This window comes from Parabacteroides sp. PFB2-10, assembly GCF_029893085.1.
GTDB lineage: Bacteria > Bacteroidota > Bacteroidia > Bacteroidales > Tannerellaceae > QVMG01.
The window spans coordinates 93,740-112,230 of record NZ_JARXWI010000005.1 but is presented as its reverse complement, the minus strand read 5'-3'; the positions used below and the strand labels follow the sequence as shown (position 1 = coordinate 112,230).

The 18,491-nt window shown below is 47.9% G+C and carries 14 protein-coding genes; 12 read left to right on the top strand and 2 right to left on the bottom strand.

Annotated features, from left to right (window positions below):
• Window positions 1-16 precede the first annotated feature (16 nt).
• Window positions 17-2,368, top strand: coding sequence for a transglycosylase domain-containing protein (locus M2137_RS06035; protein WP_280765560.1), 2,352 nt, complete (start codon window positions 17-19; stop codon window positions 2,366-2,368).
• A 20-nt stretch (window positions 2,369-2,388) separates the two neighbouring features.
• Here the strand turns inward: M2137_RS06035 and ybaK are convergent, their stop codons facing one another.
• Both ybaK and M2137_RS06025 read right to left on the bottom strand, forming a co-directional pair.
• Window positions 2,389-2,874 (bottom strand): Cys-tRNA(Pro) deacylase, encoded by a 486-nt coding sequence (ybaK, locus tag M2137_RS06030; protein WP_280765559.1) that lies wholly within the window; start codon window positions 2,872-2,874, stop codon window positions 2,389-2,391.
• Between the two features lie 4 nt (window positions 2,875-2,878).
• The gene (locus M2137_RS06025) at window positions 2,879-5,005 is read right to left on the bottom strand and encodes a Tex family protein (RefSeq protein ID WP_280765684.1); all 2,127 of its coding nucleotides are present in this window, start codon (window positions 5,003-5,005) and stop codon (window positions 2,879-2,881) included.
• 381 nt (window positions 5,006-5,386) lie between these two features.
• Between M2137_RS06025 and M2137_RS06020 the strand changes: the two genes are divergently transcribed.
• The 11 genes from M2137_RS06020 (at window position 5,387) to M2137_RS05970 (ending at window position 18,487) form a co-directional block, all read left to right on the top strand.
• A complete protein-coding gene (locus M2137_RS06020) occupies window positions 5,387-6,145 on the top strand; it encodes a hypothetical protein (protein WP_280765558.1) in 759 nt (252 codons plus the stop codon).
• A 106-nt stretch (window positions 6,146-6,251) separates the two neighbouring features.
• Window positions 6,252-6,404, top strand: coding sequence for a 50S ribosomal protein L34 (gene rpmH / locus M2137_RS06015; protein ID WP_005633099.1), 153 nt, complete (start codon window positions 6,252-6,254; stop codon window positions 6,402-6,404).
• Between the two features lie 128 nt (window positions 6,405-6,532).
• On the top strand, window positions 6,533-7,159 hold the full coding sequence (locus tag M2137_RS06010) for a PASTA domain-containing protein (protein ID WP_348538028.1): 627 nt from the start codon (window positions 6,533-6,535) through the stop codon (window positions 7,157-7,159).
• Between the two features lie 3 nt (window positions 7,160-7,162).
• Entirely contained in the window at window positions 7,163-8,251 is a 1,089-nt protein-coding gene (locus M2137_RS06005; protein ID WP_280765556.1) for an RluA family pseudouridine synthase, read from the top strand.
• Between the two features lie 15 nt (window positions 8,252-8,266).
• Window positions 8,267-9,247: a D-alanine--D-alanine ligase gene (locus tag M2137_RS06000; RefSeq protein WP_280765555.1), complete on the top strand. Its 981-nt coding sequence runs from the start codon at window positions 8,267-8,269 to the stop codon at window positions 9,245-9,247.
• Between the two features lie 7 nt (window positions 9,248-9,254).
• Window positions 9,255-10,424: a 1-acyl-sn-glycerol-3-phosphate acyltransferase gene (locus tag M2137_RS05995; protein ID WP_280765554.1), complete on the top strand. Its 1,170-nt coding sequence runs from the start codon at window positions 9,255-9,257 to the stop codon at window positions 10,422-10,424.
• A 186-nt stretch (window positions 10,425-10,610) separates the two neighbouring features.
• Window positions 10,611-11,819 carry an ornithine--oxo-acid transaminase gene (gene rocD, locus M2137_RS05990; protein ID WP_280765553.1) on the top strand — a complete coding sequence of 403 codons (1,209 nt, stop codon included), beginning with the start codon at window positions 10,611-10,613 and terminating at the stop codon, window positions 11,817-11,819.
• 9 nt (window positions 11,820-11,828) lie between these two features.
• Complete coding sequence (rocF, locus tag M2137_RS05985; protein WP_280765552.1) at window positions 11,829-12,725, top strand: arginase; 897 nt, start codon at window positions 11,829-11,831, stop codon at window positions 12,723-12,725.
• 725 nt (window positions 12,726-13,450) lie between these two features.
• Window positions 13,451-14,455 carry a FimB/Mfa2 family fimbrial subunit gene (locus tag M2137_RS05980; protein WP_280765551.1) on the top strand — a complete coding sequence of 335 codons (1,005 nt, stop codon included), beginning with the start codon at window positions 13,451-13,453 and terminating at the stop codon, window positions 14,453-14,455.
• Window positions 14,456-14,499: 44 nt separating this feature from the next.
• Window positions 14,500-16,293 carry an Mfa1 family fimbria major subunit gene (locus M2137_RS05975; RefSeq protein WP_280765550.1) on the top strand — a complete coding sequence of 598 codons (1,794 nt, stop codon included), beginning with the start codon at window positions 14,500-14,502 and terminating at the stop codon, window positions 16,291-16,293.
• 298 nt (window positions 16,294-16,591) lie between these two features.
• Window positions 16,592-18,487, top strand: a complete 1,896-nt coding sequence (locus tag M2137_RS05970) for a fimbria major subunit (RefSeq protein ID WP_280765549.1) — start codon at window positions 16,592-16,594, stop codon at window positions 18,485-18,487.
• Window positions 18,488-18,491: the final 4 nt, after the last annotated feature.

Below are 18,491 nucleotides of genomic sequence, written 5' to 3'. Positions count from 1 at the left end.
ATTATTCAAGAAACAGATGGCATCCAAGACAACAAAGATCATAATAGGCTCTGCATGGGCGTTGTTTTTTCTCGCAGTTTTCGTTGTAGTAATCCTGTTCTCCGCCATAGCCAACGGCTCGATTGGCTATATGCCTCCGGTGGAGCAGTTAGAAAATCCGATTGATAAATACGCCTCCCAAATCATTACGGCAGACGGAAAGCTGTTGGGTAGTTATGCGCTTAGCGATGACAACCGCATTCATGTCAACTACGAAGACCTCTCTCCCGACTTAGTGAAAGCGTTGATCGCGACGGAAGATATCCGTTTCGCGCAACATAGCGGGATCGATGCCATCGGACTTTTCCGTGCGATCGTGAAGCGCGGTCTATTATTCCAAAAGAATGCAGGTGGGGGTAGTACCATCACCCAACAGCTTGCCAAGCAGCTCTATTCGCCGACTGCCGGCAATGTGTTGGAGCGTGTTTTTCAGAAACCGATCGAATGGGTGATTGCCGTCCAGTTGGAGCGTTTCTATACGAAAGAGGAAATTATCAACCTTTACCTCAATCAGTTCGACTTCAACTATAATGCCGTAGGTATTCAATCGGCCGCGCGCGTCTATTTTGGTAAGACTCCCAATGAATTGAAGACAGAGGAGGCGGCCACTCTGGTGGGGATGTGTAAGAATCCCTCTCTTTATAATCCACAACGTTATAACGAGCGTACCCGCGGGCGCCGCAATGTGGTACTGGAGCAGATGTGTAAGGCCGATTATCTTACCCGCTTTGAATGTGATTCGCTCAAAGAGCTTCCTTTAACCCTGCGTTTTAGCCGGATGGATCATAAAGAGGGGCAGGCGCGTTATTACCGGGAGTATCTGCGGTTGAAGCTAACGGCCAAGGAGCCGGATCGTAAGAATTATATGGCCTGGCAGGCTCAGAAGTTCAAAGAAGACTCCATCGCTTGGGTCGAAGATCCAATGTATGGCTGGTGTAATAAGAACAAAAAAGCCGATGGATCTAATTACAACATCTATACAGACGGTTTGAAAATCTATTCAACCATCGACTCCCGCATGCAGCAATATGCTGAAGAGGCGGTGAAAGAACATATTGGTGACTATTTGCAGGATGCCTTTTTTAAAGAAAAGAAAGGGCGCTCGTATGCACCTTTCTCCAGTGACCTGAAGAAGGAGGAAATCAATAATATTATGAGTCGCGCGATGAAGCAATCGGATCGTTACCGGGTGCTGAAGAAAGCGGGATTGAGCGATAAAGAGATCGCGAAGAACTTCGAAGAACCTGTAGAAATGCGTGTGTATAGCTGGGCTGGCCCTGTCGATACGATTATGGCGCCGATCGATTCTATCCGTTACCATAAGAGCTTCCTGCGTACCGCCTTTATGTCGATGGAAGCCGGTACCGGCCATGTGAAAGCCTATGTGGGAGGGATTGATTATAACTACTTCCAGTATGATATGATAAACGGAGGACGCCGCCAGATCGGGTCGACCATTAAGCCCTATTTGTACTCCTTGGCTATGCTCGAGGGCATCAGCCCTTGTGAGCAGATGCTGCATGTCGAACAAACCTTGCAGGATGAGAATGGGAATCCCTGGACGCCTAAGAATTCAAGCAAAGAGAATGTCGGAGAGATGGTGTCGATTCAGTGGGGATTGCAGAAATCATCGAACTGGGTAAGCGCCTACCTGATGAAACGTTTATCGCCATATGCCTTTGTACGCCTGCTTCATTCGTTCGGATTGCAGAACGAGATGGATCCGGTTGTCTCCATTTGTCTGGGTACTCCCGATGTGTCGGTGGGCGAGATGGTGACCGGTTATTCCGTTTTTGCCAACAAAGGATTGCGGGTCGATCCGCTCTATGTGACGCGTATTGAAGATAGTTATGGGAATACGGTGGCCAAATTCACGCCTAAGATGAGCGATGTATTGACCGAAGATGCCTCTTATAAGATGATTCATCTATTGCGTAATGTGATAAACACCGGCGGTACGGGTAACCGTGTTCGCTTCCGCTATGGCATTCAGGCCGATATGGGCGGGAAAACAGGTACGACGCAGAATCACTCCGACGGTTGGTTTATGGGCTTTACCCCAAGTCTGGTCGGTGGTGTCTGGGTAGGAGGGGAGGAACGCTCCATCCGCTTCGACCGAATGACCGAAGGACAGGGAGCCAATATGGCCTTGCCGATTTACGGAATCTTTATGCAGAAGGTATATGCCGACAAGACACTTGGATACAGCCAGGACGAGGTATTCGAGATCCCTGAGCAGTATCAGGATCCGTGTAATACCCAAAGAGAACCCGGCGAGCAGCCCGTCTTCCTGCCCGATTCAGGCGGCATCGACCGGATGTTTGAATAATCCTCATTAAATATCTGCTATTACAGAATAAGCCCGGCTATGGTAGCCCGGGCTTCTTTTATTAAATCCCCGGGCTGTATCATGATCTGCAGCCCCCGTTGCCCGGCGCTGACGTAGATATGGCCGTAAGTAGTTGCCGTTTCGTGGATATAGGTCGGGAAATGCTTCTTCATACCGATCGGCGAGCAGGCGCCCCGGATATAGCCGGTCAGGGGAAGTAGTTCCTTCATCGGAATCAGATCGCATTTTTTATTGCCCGACACTTTGGCCGCTTTCTTCAGATCCAGTTCGGCCGCTCCGGGAATGATGCAGACAAAATAGCCCGATTTATCGCCATGTAGTACCAGCGTTTTGAATACCTGATCAACATTTTCGCCTAATTGTGCGGCCACATGCACGGCGCTCAGGTCGTTTTCATCCACCTCGTAAGCGATAAGCTCGTAGCGGATATTTGCCTTATCCAATAGGCGCGCCGCGTTGGTTTTTTGTATCTTCTCTTTAGCCATCGCCTCAGATTCCCTTCATAGATAGTTGCACACGCTTGCGTCCCAGGTCGACACTAAGCACCCTTACCTCGACATGCTGATGGATCGACACCACCTCGGTCGGGTCGCTCACGAAGCGATCGGCCAGTTCCGAGATATGCACCAGTCCGTTTTCCTTGATGCCCACATCCACAAAGCAGCCGAAATTGGTGATATTGGTCACGATGCCCGGCAGGCGCATCCCCTCCCGCAGGTCTTCAATCGTACGGATCGTCGGATCGAAGGCAAACACTTGGATTGTCTGGCGGGGGTCACGCCCCGGTTTGTCTAACTCTTCCATAATATCTTGCAGAGTCGGCATACCGGTTTTCTCCGTTATGTAGTTGTCGAGCTTCAATTGTTTCTTCAGTTCTTTGTTGGCGATCAGTTCCGAAACCGTACATCTCAGGTCTTTAGCCATCTTTTCAACGATCGCGTAGCTCTCCGGATGCACGGCGGAGTTGTCCAATGGATTCTCCCCTCCCTGAATGCGTAGGAAGCCGGCGCATTGCTCAAAGGCCTTTTCACCCATGCGGGCTACGTTGCGAATCTCTTTGCGTGTGCGGAAAGGACCATGTTCTGTGCGGTAGTTTACGATATTCTGTGCCAAGGTCGGCCCCAAGCCGGATATATAGGTCAATAGATGTTTGCTGGCTGTATTCACATTTACGCCGACCAGGTTGACACAACTCTCCACCGTCTGATCCAGGCTTTTCTTCAGCGCTGCCTGATCCACATCGTGCTGGTATTGTCCGACGCCGATGCTTTTCGGATCGATCTTCACCAGTTCCGCCAGCGGATCCATCAACCGGCGACCGATACTCACCGCCCCTCTCACCGTTACATCGTATTCGGGGAACTCCTCGCGAGCCGTTTTCGATGCCGAATAGATGGAGGCTCCGTTCTCGCTGACTACAAACACCTGCACTTTCCGGTCGTAGCGGATGCCGGTGATAAACTGTTCCGTTTCGCGGCTGGCTGTTCCGTTGCCGATTGCCATGGCTTCGATGGCGTAGGTCTCCACCAGATGGGAGATCTTCGAGGCCGCTTTGCTCTTTTCGTTTTGGGGCGGATGGGGGTAGATGGTTTCGTTGTGCAACAGATTGCCCTGCGCGTCTAAGCAAACCACCTTACATCCCGTACGATATCCCGGATCAATCCCGAGCACCCGCTTCTGTCCCAACGGCGCGGCTAACAATAACTGTCGCAGGTTTTCCGCGAACACACGGATCGCCTCTTCGTCGGCCTTCGCTTTGCTGAGGTTGGCAAACTCGGTTTCTATGGAGGGTTTCAATAGTCTTTTATAGGCATCATCGACCGCCTTCTCTACCTGATCAGACGAGGCGCCTTTGCCTTTCACAAAACGTTTATACAGGCGTTCGCATGCCTCCTCGGCATCCGGCGAGATAGCGACCCGCAGGATCCCTTCCGCTTCGCCCCGGCGCAGCGCCAACAGGCGATGCGAGGTGCAGCGTTTCAACGGTTCGCTAAAGTCGAAGTAGTCGCGGTATTTCGCGCCTTCCTCCTCTTTTCCTTTGACCACCTTGGAGGAGATGGCTGCCGTGTGGGTGAAGGTGTTACGGATCGTGTTACGGGCTGCTTCGTTTTCATTGACCCATTCCGCGATAATATCCCGCGCACCTTGTAGCGCCTCTTCCGCGTCTTTCACCTCACCCCGGACAAACGCGTAGGCGCGGTTCTCCGGATCCGGTTCGTTCTGTAACATAATGATCTTGGCCAAAGGCTCCAACCCTTTCTTGCGGGCAATCTCCGCCCGGGTCACCCGTTTGGGTTTATAAGGAAGATAGATATCTTCAATCTCCGTACTGTCCCAGGAGTCTTCGATGCGTTTGCGGAGTTCCGGTGTCAGTTTCTCCTGTTCCTCCATCGATTTGAGGATCGCCTCTTTGCGTTTTTGCAGTTCGGTTAGTTTGTCTAAGCTGTCTTTGATTTGTCCGATCTGTACCTCATCCAATCCGCCGGTCACCTCTTTGCGGTAGCGGCTGATAAAAGGGATGGTAGCTCCCTCCTGCAATAACTGGATGGTTTTCTCTATCTGGCGAACAGGTATCTGTATGTTTTTTGAAATAAGCTGGTGAATGATCTGATCCATGTGAACATCGTTTTTTATGCGAAGCAAAGATACAGTTTTCTCCCGGTTCATCCGGTAGGCGGATTCTTTTTCGTAAAACGCGCAAGGTAATTTGCTGGTCGAGCATGGTGAGCCAATTGGTCGACCATGCTCAGCCAATTGGTCGACCACGCTCAGCCAGTTGGCCGACCATGCTCGACCAGCAAATACTCCCGACAAAATGATGTGCGTTAATTTCTTTTTTTGTGTTTTCAATTGGAATACATATATTTGATTGGAATTTAGTCGGACAGTAGTGATTTGTCGAATATTATTTCTACTTTTGTTTCTGACAAGTTCTTATTCAAGCACTAAGCGAAAACAAGGCTGTACGAAAAAATAAATCTACTTAACTTTACCAGTATGAATCAAATTATTGCATTGGTTATAATTGGGGCATTATTAATTATTATTATTGCTGCCTTTGTCTTCAGTTCTTCTTTCCGGAAAGATGTCATTGCCTCGGAAGGAGAGGCTTCTATCCTGGGTTTATTTAATGTGAAAGGGGTATTGATTATCTTGCTTGCCGCTATTTTCTGCGGTGCGTTGATTTATGTGTTTGAGAAGGGGAGTGATAAGGAAAAGGCATTGCAAGAGAATATGGCTAATAAAACCGAACCGAATGTGACACATTACGGAAGTCTAACCAAAAAGATCCTGGTCGACGACAATGTCAAGTGGGAAATAAAGCCGATAGTCTCTGCCGTTGAATATAAGATGGGGACAAAATTTAATGTAGCAAAAAAAGTGTCGGGTGTGGAAGATTTCTATTTTTGTGTTGAGTCTGCTGAATTTATCGGAGGCGATAGTCTATACCTGTACCAGGTGCGGTTTGGAGAAAAGCCTCAGGATGGAAATATGGATGATATTATTTGGGAAGAGGTGGCGCAGGAGTATCCCAAAACCCCGAGTGCCCGTTTTACTGATATAGTGATCATTAATGATGTTAGGCATAAAGACTGGAGGAGGCAGTATAAGGTCATGATGGCATTGGGTCAGCCATTGATGGAGAAGAAAGAGGTACAAATGCTGAGACTGGTTGTCTTTTCGGGAGAAGTAACTATATCCGAGCCGCAAAGAACCATTCCTGCTGCCACCGCTTCCGCCTCAGGCGTACAATAAGGTAAAAATCAAAATAATCCTGCCCCAGTCGTTTGTAAATTCAAAAAAAGCATTTATCTTTGCACCCCAAATCAGTTAAGAATATAATAATAAATCATATAGGAAAATGAAAAGAACATTTCAGCCTTCGAACCGGAAAAGAAAAAACAAGCACGGCTTCCGTTCAAGAATGGCAACAGCAAATGGACGCCGTGTATTGGCTTCCCGTCGTGCAAAAGGAAGAGCTAAATTGACTGTATCTGACGAATACAACGGATAATCGGTTCGATTTAAACGTATATAAAGAAAGTAAAGGTTTTGCTAAAAAGCCTTTACTTTCTTTGTTTATGCGGCTTTTTTCCTACTTTTGAAGTCTATATGTAATTAAACTGGCTAATACCGGACGACATGAAGGGCTTTCTGATAAAAATACTAAAGAATCCGTATGTGAAGAATATCTTGGGGATGATCGTTGTCTCCGGTCTTATCCTCTACGGGGTTCTCAAATGGCTTGATGTTTATACACAGCATAACAAGGCGGTTATTGTGCCCGATGTGAAAGGGCTTTCGATGGATGAGGCCGCTATCTTTATTCACAACAGTGGCTTGCGCTACAATGTGATCGACTCTGTTTTTTCAAAGGATGTATCTCCCGGTGCTATCGTGGAGATAAAGCCGGCTACCGGATCGAAGGTGAAGGAGGGTCGTATTCTTTTTATAACGATCAATGCGACGACAGCCCAGATGGCTGATATACCGGAGGTGGAAGACCTTTCTTTCCGCCAGGCGTATGCCTTGTTGAAATCCCGTGGGTTTAATTCGATTGAAACGGAATATGTGCCCGGCCGATATAAAGATTTGGCCTTGGGTGTGGAATCGCGTGGCCGGGTGTTACGGGCAGGAGAGAAGTTGCCCTTGACGACTCCGCTTGTATTGAAGGTAAGTAGTGGTGAAATGAAGCCCGACTCTTTGGCTGTCGACCAGCGAGAACCGGCTGTTGTCCCTGTCGATAGTGATGTTGAAAGTTGGTTTTAGCCTATGGACGACTATAATCTATATGATATAGAAGACGAACCGGAAGATTTGTTCCTACCGGAAGAAGAACTTGAAACGCCTGAGATGTTTGAACACTTCCGCTTCACCGCGGACAGGGGACAAGCGTTGTTGCGTGTTGATAAGTTTTTGGTTGATCGTATGATGGGAGCTACCCGCAATCGTATCCAATTGGCAGCCGATGCCGGATGCATCCATGTAAATGGAAAGCCGGTGAAGAGCAACTACCGCGTGAAACCGCTCGATGTGGTCACGCTCGTCTTGGATCGTCCCCGTCGGGAACTGGAGATTATTCCTGAAAATATACCTCTCGATATTGTTTACGAAGATGAAGTCCTGATGGTGGTTAATAAACCGGCAGGGCTTGTGGTGCATCCGGGACATGGAAACTACACCGGCACGCTGGTGAATGCGCTGGCGTGGTACCTGAAAGACGATCCATTGTATAACCCCGCCGATCCGAGTGTAGGGCTGGTGCATCGTATCGACAAGGACACCTCCGGACTTTTGCTCATTGCCAAACGACCGGAAGCGAAGACCCACCTGAGCCTTCAGTTCTTCAACAAAACGACTCAACGGAAATACCTGGCGTTGGCGTGGGGAAACATACGGGAAGAGGAAGGGCGCATCGAAGGAAATATCGGACGCGATCCGCGCGATCGGATGCAGATGACCGTATTCCCGGAAGGCGATCATGGAAAAACCGCCGTAACGCACTACCGGGTGGTGGAACGTCTGGGCTATACCACGCTGGTGGAATGTCGTCTGGAAACAGGACGTACGCATCAGATCCGCGTGCATATGAAACACATCGGACATACGCTCTTTAACGATGAACGTTATGGAGGGCATGAGATACTGAAAGGAACCACTTTCAATAAATACCGTCAGTTTGTACAAAATTGTTTTGCGACCTGTCCCCGGCAAGCCTTGCATGCGAAGACATTGGGATTCCTGCATCCGGTGACCGGCGAAGAGATGTTTTTCGATTCGCCCCTGGCAGAGGATATGCAGCAATTGATCGACAAATGGCGGCGATATGCCCAGGCAAAAGAAGTGGAAGATTTTGAATAACGAGAAAACAAAGTGATGAAAAAGAATATAGCGATCATAGCGGGGGGAGATTCATCGGAAATAGTTGTTTCGCTGAAAAGCGCCGATGGGATTTACTCTTTCCTTGATAAAGAAAAATATAATGTATATATTGCCATCATAACGAAGGAGGGGTGGCAGGTGAAGCTGGCCAATGGCGAGATGGCGACGCTCGACCGGAACGGTTTCTGTTTTGAAGAGGGCGGGGCTACCGTACACATTGACTTTGCTTACATCACGATTCATGGGACTCCCGGTGAGAATGGTTTGTTGCAGGGGTATCTGGAGATGATGCGTATTCCCTACTCCTGTTGCGGCGTGTTGGCGAGCGCATTGACATTCAATAAATACATGTGCAACAAATACCTATACAGCTTCGGCGTACAGATCGCGCCCGCTATCCGTTTGATGAAAGGCGAGGCGATCTCGAACGAGGAGGTATTGTCGGAACTTGGCTTGCCGTTGTTTGTGAAACCGAATGACGGAGGCAGTAGCTTCGGTGTGACGAAGGTAAAAACCGAAGGGGAGATCCAACCAGCTATCCAAAAGGCTTTTGCGGAAGGCAACGAGGTGATTCTGGAAAGCTATGTGGAGGGAACGGAGGTGACCTGCGGTTGTTATAAGATAAAAGGGAAAGAGGTTGTTTTCCCCCTGACGGAGGTGGTGACCGATAATGAATTTTTCGATTTCGATGCTAAATATAATGGGCAGGTGGATGAAATAACACCGGCTCGCATCTCGCAGGAGCTGACACGTAAGATACAACAGCAGACATTGAAAATCTATGATCTGTTGGGTGCCAAAGGGCTGATACGTATTGATTATATCATTCCCCGGGAAGGGGAACCGGTGGTATTGGAAGTCAATACGACTCCCGGTATGACGCTGACCAGTTTTATCCCTCAGCAGGTGAAAGCAGCGGGACTGGATATACAAAATGTGTTAACGGAAATAATAGAAAACGAATTCAATAAGTGATAATATCATGGATAAAAAAGAAGTAGATATTCATAAATTCGATGATATTCGACCTGTTATCGACAGCGAGGTGAAAGAAGCCATCGAGTCGTTGGTCAACAATGAAGACCTGATAGACGCCTTACGTTACATCGAGCCAGAGCTAAATAAGGAAGAATTGGTGAAGACGATGCGTTCCTGCCGTACGAAAGAGGAGTTTAAGACCGTTCTTGCGTACAATGCGGTAATGACTATTGCCAAAAAGACAACCTTTTCGCTTACGATCTCAGGAAGAAGTCGTTTGCCGGAGGGGAAACCTGCCTGTACATTTATCTCCAATCACCGCGATATCGTATTGGATGCGGCATTTCTGAATGTGATGCTCTACGAAGTAGGCTACGGGCTTACGCAGGTTGCCATTGGCGACAACCTGTTGATCAAGCCCTGGATTGATACGGTTGTTCGTTTGAATAATGCCTTTATCGTAAAGCGCGGCGTATCGGGTCGCCAGCAATTGGAGGCAAGCATTCTGCTTTCCCAGTATATTCATCATACCATCAAAGAGACCAAAGAGTCTATCTGGATCGCGCAGCGCGAAGGGCGGTCGAAAGACTCCAACGATAAGACGCAGGCGAGTATCCTGAAGATGCTCAATATGGGAGGCGAGACGAAGGATATCCTGGCTAATCTGATGAGCCTGAATATCGTGCCGGTAGCTATTTCTTACGAATTCGATCCCTGTGATTTCCTCAAAGCGCAGGAGTTTCAGCAGAAACGCGATAATCCGGAGTTTGTAAAAAGCAAACGCGACGACCTGTTGGCTATGGAGACTGGCATATTGAACAATAAGGGACGGGTGCATTTTACCATTTGTACTCCCATCAACCAGGCGTTGGAAAAGCTTGATCCGGAGATGGAAAAGACGGAATTATATGCGACGGTGGCCGGTATTATCGACCGGGAAATCTATAAACATTACCGCTTCTATCCGTGCAATTACGTGGCTTACGATATGCTGAACGGAACAAAACGTTTCAGTGAAATGTACGGATTGAAAGACAAAAAGCAATTCCAGGCTTACCTGCAAGGGCAGATCGATAAGATCGTTATACCCGATAAAGACGAAAACTTCCTAAAAACAAAGATACTGGAGATGTACAGCAATCCGCTGAGCAATCATCTCTCTGTACAAGAGTAATAAATAGTGATTAGTGGTTAGTGTTTAGTGTTTAATATGTATACCGCACTAACCACTAATCACTAACCACTAACTTCTGTTTCTTAACATATATCCCAAATTAGCAAAGTGTCAATAGGTTTTGTAGATTTGCTGTATTGTTAGCTGTTTGTGCTGACAATATGCTAAAAACTAAATGCCTATTGTATGAAACCGAAAGATTACATCACCCGCGAAGAGCAGTTTGGGGCGCATAATTATCATCCGCTGCCCGTAGTATTGAATCAAGGAAAAGGTATTTTTGTCTGGGATGTCGAAGGAAAACGCTATTTCGACTTCCTTTCCGGTTATTCCGCCCTGAGCCAGGGGCATTGTCACCCGAAGATTATTGAGGCATTGAAGGAGCAGGCCGAAAAACTGACGCTTGTTTCCCGAGCCTTTTACAGCGATGTGTTAGGGGAATTCATGGAATTCGCCTGCCGCTTCTTTGGCTATGATAAGCTGTTGCCGATGAATACCGGTGCGGAGGCGGTTGAAACAGCCTTGAAACTCTGTCGCCGGTGGGGATATCGCTGCAAGGGAGTGGCTCCGGAGAAGGCGAAGATTGTTGTCTGCGGGGAGAATTTCCATGGACGCACGGTAACGATTATCTCGATGAGTACCGACCCGAGCTCCTACAAGGACTTCGGTCCCTATACCCCGGGCTTTGTGAAAATACCCTATAATAATGTGGAGGCGCTGAAAGAGGCGTTACAGGATCCCGATGTGGTCGGGTTCTTACTCGAACCTATCCAGGGAGAGGCTGGCGTGGTGGTGCCCGATGAGGGTTACCTGCGCGACTGTTACGCCTTATGTAAGGCGCACGATGTGCTCTTTATGGCTGATGAGATACAGACGGGTATCGGCCGGACGGGACGTTTGTTGGCTTGCGATTGGGAAGGTGTGCGTCCGGATGTGCTCATTTTGGGAAAGGCGTTGTCGGGAGGCGTGACGCCTGTCTCCGCCGTATTGGCCGATGATGCGGTGATGCTGACAATCCAACCGGGCGAACATGGATCGACCTATGGAGGAAATCCGCTTGCCGCGCGTGTGGGTATAGCTGCTTTAGCGGTGGTTCGCGAGGAGCAGCTTTCGGAGAATGCCGATGAAATGGGTCGCCTCTTCCGCGAAGAGATGGAGAAAATGGATCACCCGATGATCCACCTGGTAAGAGGAAAGGGGCTGTTGAATGCCATTGTCACGGAACCCAAGGAGGGAAAAACCGCCTGGGATGTCTGCCTCGCGTTGATGGAAAACGGACTGATTGCCAAACCGACGCATGACCATATCATCCGATTCACGCCACCCTTAGTGATCACCCGGGAAGAGATATTGGAAGCAATAGCGATTATCAAAAAAACATTTTCACAATTTTAATCTCCTTCTATGAAAGTCAATGTAATTGGTGTGCCCCTCAACCTCGGTTGCGACCGGGAAGGTGTAGAAAAAGCGCCTAACCATCTCCGGGCAAGAGGACTGATGGATATTATTCGTAAAAACGGGCATCGCGCGTTCGACCTGGGCAACCTCTATGTGCCTCCGGTAAGCCAGGAGGATAAGTTTGCCCGTAGTAAGAGCATGAAATACTTAGATGCCATCATTGAGGTAAATAATAACCTGGCCGAACTGGTCTATGACACGCTGCGGGGAGGCGCCTTTCCGCTGGTGGTCGGCGGCGACCACTCGTTGGGGCTGGGCAGCGCTTCGGGTGTAGGGAAAAGCTTTGATGACTTCGGTATTATCTGGCTCGATGCCCATGGCGATATTAACACGAGCGAAACATCGCCCAGTGGCAATATTCATGGGATGCCGCTGAGCGCGCTTATGGGTATGGGCAGCGAGGAGTTAGTCAATATCTACGCTCCCGGCAATAAGGTGCATCCGGAAAATGTCTTTCTGGTAGGCACCCGGAGCTTAGACCAAGGGGAATTGGATCTGATCCGGCGCGAGAAGCTCAGTGTGTATCCCATGACGCTCATCCGTGAGAAAGGGATCGGATTTGTGGCGGACGATATACGCAATAAGCTTCGGGAACGCAAGATACGCAATGTGCATTTCAGTATCGATGTCGACAGTATCGACCCACAGTATGCCCCCGGCACAGGTACCCGCGTAGCGGAAGGATTAACGCCGGAGGAGTTCAATGCGTTTGTGGATACTATCCTCAGTACGAATCTTATTAAATCCATGGACTTGGTTGAACTCAATCCCGAACTTGACATAGAAGAGCAGACCACCCGGCTGTGCCTGGATATTATTGATTATATGACAGCTCGTCTCTGATTCTGATCTCACCGTTAGAATACTCCCTACGCGTTGCCGAAGATTGGAGGTGACGAGGGGTAGGGGAAGAGGTTTATTTTCCTGAAATGTTAAAATATCGATTGTAAGCAAAATGCCTATTTTGCTTACAATCTCATACGTTAAAAAGTGTTTCTCCCGGGAGTTTGTCTTCAAAGTCCCGCTTTTTTGCGCGCAAAGTCCCGCTGAAATTACAAATCGTAAATTGGGGTTTTTGCCGAAAACGGACAAATTAACGTTTGTTCACATAATCATAAAAATGTTTATATAATCGAAAAATTCAAATTATGTGATTTTTGAAATTTCTCTCCCCCCCCAAAAAAAAAGCATTTTGCTTAGCAGCGCAATGCAAATGGGGATTGTTTGAAAACTATCATATGATTAATCATTCTTTTTCCGCAGGTTAGAGTGAACAATATATGCGATCCGTTGTTATGTATCTGAATGCTTGAGTTACTTTGTTGCGATTTTTGATGAAAACATGAATTTCAACGCATAAAAACAGAAAATGTTCAATTTGTTTATTACATTTGTACCTTATTCGAGATAGAATAGGGGGGATAATGTAAATCATATTTTGACACAAAGTTGTTTGCATGGATATCGTGCGAGTGGCGTTGTTAATGTGCGCTATTTTGGTGTGCTAATTAGATATTGGAATAGAATTAACTTTTTCGCTAAAGTTTTAGAGTAAAAATATTTTTGAAATGAAAAGATTACGGCACTTGTCTCTGCTGTTGTGTGGAGCGCTGGTTTTGCTTTCATCCTGTGTGGAAGACGATCTTGCGCCTTGCACTAATTATCTGAATATCACGTACGACTACAACATGGAGTTTGTCGATCAGTTCCCTGTTCAGGTATCCTTTTTGAGTATTTTTATGTTCGATGCCGAAACAGGGCTGTTGGTGCGCGAAGTAAAGGAGGCGCAGAATCCGTTTCCGGCGAATTACCGCATTGAGATACCCGAGGCATGGTTCGGAAAGCGTTATAACTTGATGGCATGGGCGGGGCTCAAAGCCGATTCCTACGACTTTCCGACGCTTACGCCGGGTGTTTCCACCCTGGCTGATTTCCAGCTGAAAGTAAAAGAGTACGAAAGCCAATTGGTCGATCGTCGTTCGGCTCTGGAGCCTCTCTGGCATGGTAGCCTGACGGATGTGTCGTTTGCCTGGAGTGGGGAAGAGATACATACCCTTTCGCTGCGAAAAGACACCCGCCAATTCCGTTTGGTGGTGCAGTGTATGGACGACAACGAGATCGTCACCAGTTCCGACCTGGATGTTCGTATCCTCTCGTCGGGTGGCTGGTACGACAATGCCAACCAGGTGTTAGACCCCAAAGAGCGAGCTATCACCTATCTGCCCTATTTCACCCAGGATGATCCGGAGGTAGGCATGATTGCCGAACTAAACACCATGCGTTTATTGAACGATGGCCGCGCGAACCGCTTAGTGGTCACCGACAAGAAAAACGGGAAATCCCTATTGGATATCTCCCTGATGAAATACCTGAATGCCCTGCGTTTGCTGGAATTCGAGAATATGCCTTTTCAGGAATACCTCGACCGGGAAGATGAATATCATATTCTCATTTTTGTACAGCGGGTGAAAGACCCCGTCCGTCCCGAAGAGGGCAATTGGCTGGCGGTGCAGGTCATGATCAACGACTGGGTGATCCGCTTCCAGGATATCAATATTGATCCTGATCCATAAAGAAAGAGAGTGAAAACAACAATAATTATTTAAATTTACATTTTATGAAAACAAATTTTTTTAAACGGGCAGCCATGATGCTGCTGGCAGCAGGAACCATCCTGACTACTGCCTGTTCGGACAATGTGCCGGGTGGAGAAAACGACAAAAACAATCCGACAGGCGAAGTGGGGTATGTTTCTTTTTCGTTGATTAATAGTAGCCTGCGGGGGACGAAGGCGGCTCCTACAGGTACTACCAACTACGGTACGGCGGCTGAAAATACAGTAAATACGGTGTTGATACTCCTGTATAATGACGACAGTAATACAGCCGTTGTGAAATACCGTTTCCACTTGACATCTATCGGAACCCCGTCCGCCCCTGGTACGGATATGGTGTCGATTGTTCCCACTTATGATGCGACCACCTATCGTACCAAGGCGCAAGCAGTTGCAAAGGCCGACTATAAATTGGTGGTCTTGGTTAACCCACCGGCAGTGTTAACAGCCAACACAACATCCAACGCTATTACCGGAAGCGGTCAACCCTTGTCAGCTATTCAAGATTTTGCTTCAGTTGCCGTAACCGATCTTACAGGAACAGCAAGCGGCAATAATCCACCGGCAAACTTCCTGATGAGTAACTTCGCCGGACTGAAAGATGTGAAAGAGGCGGATATTAAACCGACAGCAGCAGAGGCGCAAGTCGATGGCGCGCCGGTGGCATTGTATGTCGAACGTGCAGTAGCGAAAGTGACACTGGCTAAAAATGCAGAGAGTTTCTCTGCTATGGAGGGTGTCACTATCGGAGATATTACCTGGAATGTCGATATTGTTAACAAGAAAACATACTGGATGCGGAAACCGGCAAATATGCTGAATCCGTTGGCCTCACAATTCCCATTGGTGTTGACTACTCAAACTGGCAATCTGATACCTGAAAAGGTAGCAGAAGGTGAAACTTCTGACTATGACTACGCTCTTCCTCAATACCGCTACCTGATGTACGCCACCGACCCGAATATGTCGGTGACGGGGACTGACGGCGCCGTTGATACCAACAACTACACGCTTGCTACGGCTGCTACCCTGGCAATGGACGCCAGCGCTTATGTAACAGAAAATACCATGATTGCTGATGCTCAATATGAAAATGTAACAACTTCTGTTCTTATTTCAGCCATGATTACGCCTGCTAAAACCTATTTTGAGGTTGCATTGTCAGCCGGTACACCTGCGGGCGATGAAACAGATGCAGTCCCCAGCGATGAATATTTCCTGTTCAACAACAATGTATTCAACCGTCAGGATATACAGGATCTATTCGCAGTCGGTCGGGCAGCAACAGAAGCAGCAGCTAATGCGGTAGTGATTACAAATGCCAAAGACAAAGATGGTAACACTGGTTCTGTTACCTGGGGAAACCTTATGGCGGCTGGCAATGCGGAAATCTCTTCTTTACCGGCTATTTTGAAAGCTATAGCATCAACAACAACAGAAGGAGTAACAACCGTTGATACCGATTACTTTACTTCAAGTGAAGGAAAGCTGACTGCCTCCCGAGATATGGCCTCCGGAAGTGCTATTGTACGCTTCTTCGCGGCAGATGCACCTAACTATTATTATGTGCCTATCCGTCACTTTGGCGATGACCTTCAAAAAGACGATATGACGTATGGTCGTTACGGTGTGGTACGCAATAACTGGTATAAATTGACACTGAACGGTATCAACAAGTATGGAACTGCAACGATTCCTACTGTCCGGAAAGACCCGGATGATAAGGGTAATGCCTGGCTGTCTGTTCAGTTTGAGATCCTGCCTTGGATGGTACGTTCACAAGGTATCGACTTATAATCATTACAAAAGGATGATTCAAAGATAATAATACAGTATCTCGGCTCCTTGCCTGGACAGGCGAGGGGAACCGCCGCTTGCGGGGGTGGAGTGGTTGTCTCTATATAATACATATAAATATATAGTAGTTCAAATACGAACAACCTCTCCACCACTGCAAGCAGCGGTCCCCCTCTCCTGACCAGGCGAGGAGCTTTAGATAGCGATCGGCACCGAGAAACGCCATAAGCGCTTTCTTTCTCCGTGAGCTCCATTTTTCAAATAGTTCTTCGTGTCCTTTGTGTTTAATAAATTAAAAATGAAACAGTACTTCTATAAACTATGTATGCTATTGGCAACAGCTCTGCTGCTTGTCGCTTGCGTAGATGAAGATATTATAAGAAGCGCAGGGGAAGAAAAACCAATTGTCGGAGCTTCCGGCAATACGATCTCTTTCCGGTTGAGCTTTCCTTACGAAGCCCCTGTGACAAAAGCCGAGAGCATCGGCACCATAGGGGAGAGCCTGATCGATAGCGTGCGGATTGTATTCTATACAGGCAGTACGGTGCAGTATGTCTGGGATCTTGATATAAAGACTGTCTATGACGAAACTGTCACCGGAAAGCTGCGGGCTACCGGCAGCGATGTGCTGGGGAACGGAAAGTATGAAAACAATACCTTTATTATTCAAACCCAAGCTAAGCGGGCAGAGAAGGGGAACTATAAAATGCTTATTATTGTTAACCCCAACGACTCCATTAAAGATGTAACCAGATCCGGAAAGACAATTGACGACTTAAACGCCCCTTTTAACACAACCAAATCTGCTCTCCACAAAATAGCCGGAAGCAATATACCCGGTGTAACGGCAGGAGAGGCGGTCTACTTCCTGATGCTGAATGCACAGGGACTGATAGATATAACAGAAAGTAACTTTTACAGTACCGAGGAGGAGGCTGAGCAGTATCCTGTTATAGGCTGCGCCGTGGAGCGTGTGGCAGCCAAGGTGGGGCTGACCTATGCGGGACCTTCCACCGTAGCAACCACCAATATCGGGCGCTTTGCCATGCGCTTAGACGGACTATCCGGAACGGTCTGGAACAATGACTATGATATCCCGGATGATGTACTGGCAAATTTCCGCTGTCCTATCTGTGGCGGTGCGATTAACCGGGTAACCAAACTATGCAAGACGACCTCCTGCAACTATCAATATGGCTATGGCGATGGACTGGGAGCTACCGTGACGGCGGTGCGCTATATGGTGGCGACCGACTTCACCTGGCAGGTGGATATCACTAATAAGAAAAGCTACTGGAACCGACACCTCACCTATAAGGCGAAAGGGTTTGACGATGCAGACAAAATAGAAAAACAAGGCGATACCGGTCGTGAATCCTTCTATGCGGAAGACCCGAACTTCCTGGTTTTTTCTGATAGAACCAAACTGTACGACGAGTTTACCTATATCACGGCAAACGCCCTTAAAGTCAACGGCGACTCAGCCCGGAAGCTGGCACCTTTCTCCGGCTACCCCTACAGCAGCTATTGGTCGTGGCAGACGGCTGCTGCCCAACCGGTCTATGTGCCGGAGAATACGATGGTCAAAGAGGAGCAATTGTATGATGCGACCACGCGGGTAATCGTTAAAGCCATCCTGAAACGGGAAAATATCTCTGTTGAAGAGTCCGACGGATCCACGATCTCGACCTTAGAGGAGAGCTACAGGATCGGTGACTTCTTTGTGTTTATTGGTGGAATGACCACCGGATATAGTGGCTATAATACCGATAAAAATGACAATAATTACTACATCCTGTTGGCTGACGATGTGGTGAAATATGCGAATGAAACAAAGACTCCCCCTTATAATTATGGGGAAGTGGTGGATGGTCAGACGGTAATCTCTGTTTCACTGGCAGCTGCGATTGCGGAGTTTAAAAATGATAATCCTACGTTTAGCTGGAGTGATCTAAGCAAAGCAACCCCTGCCTATTCCGACAACCTGTTATTCTACAAAAACGGCGAGATCTACTACGAGATACCGATCGAACATTTCAGCCAGACAGAGGCTGGAGGCGCCGGCAAGTATGGACGCTTCGGGGTGGTTCGCAACAACAGCTACAACCTCGATATCCAGAAAATAACCTCCATCGGTGCCCCTACTATCCCGCCGATTGTCGCGACACGGATTGAAGCGGAATCGGTGAATTAAGCCA

Bases quoted from the DNA above. Each gene is read 5' to 3' on its own strand.
- M2137_RS05980 (WP_280765551.1), top strand. From the start codon at position 13,451: ATGAAAAGATTACGGCACTTGTCTCTGCTGTTGTGTGGAGCGCTGGTT.
- M2137_RS06005 (WP_280765556.1), top strand. From the start codon at position 7,163: ATGGACGACTATAATCTATATGATATAGAAGACGAACCGGAAGATTTG.
- M2137_RS05970 (WP_280765549.1), top strand. From the start codon at position 16,592: ATGAAACAGTACTTCTATAAACTATGTATGCTATTGGCAACAGCTCTG.
- M2137_RS05995 (WP_280765554.1), top strand. From the start codon at position 9,255: ATGGATAAAAAAGAAGTAGATATTCATAAATTCGATGATATTCGACCT.
- M2137_RS05975 (WP_280765550.1), top strand. From the start codon at position 14,500: ATGAAAACAAATTTTTTTAAACGGGCAGCCATGATGCTGCTGGCAGCA.
- M2137_RS06035 (WP_280765560.1), top strand. From the start codon at position 17: ATGGCATCCAAGACAACAAAGATCATAATAGGCTCTGCATGGGCGTTG.
- M2137_RS06025 (WP_280765684.1), bottom strand. From the start codon at position 5,005: ATGGATCAGATCATTCACCAGCTTATTTCAAAAAACATACAGATACCT.
- rpmH (WP_005633099.1), top strand. From the start codon at position 6,252: ATGAAAAGAACATTTCAGCCTTCGAACCGGAAAAGAAAAAACAAGCAC.
- M2137_RS06010 (WP_348538028.1), top strand. From the start codon at position 6,533: ATGAAGGGCTTTCTGATAAAAATACTAAAGAATCCGTATGTGAAGAAT.
- rocD (WP_280765553.1), top strand. From the start codon at position 10,611: ATGAAACCGAAAGATTACATCACCCGCGAAGAGCAGTTTGGGGCGCAT.
- M2137_RS06020 (WP_280765558.1), top strand. From the start codon at position 5,387: ATGAATCAAATTATTGCATTGGTTATAATTGGGGCATTATTAATTATT.
- ybaK (WP_280765559.1), bottom strand. From the start codon at position 2,874: ATGGCTAAAGAGAAGATACAAAAAACCAACGCGGCGCGCCTATTGGAT.
- rocF (WP_280765552.1), top strand. From the start codon at position 11,829: ATGAAAGTCAATGTAATTGGTGTGCCCCTCAACCTCGGTTGCGACCGG.
- M2137_RS06000 (WP_280765555.1), top strand. From the start codon at position 8,267: ATGAAAAAGAATATAGCGATCATAGCGGGGGGAGATTCATCGGAAATA.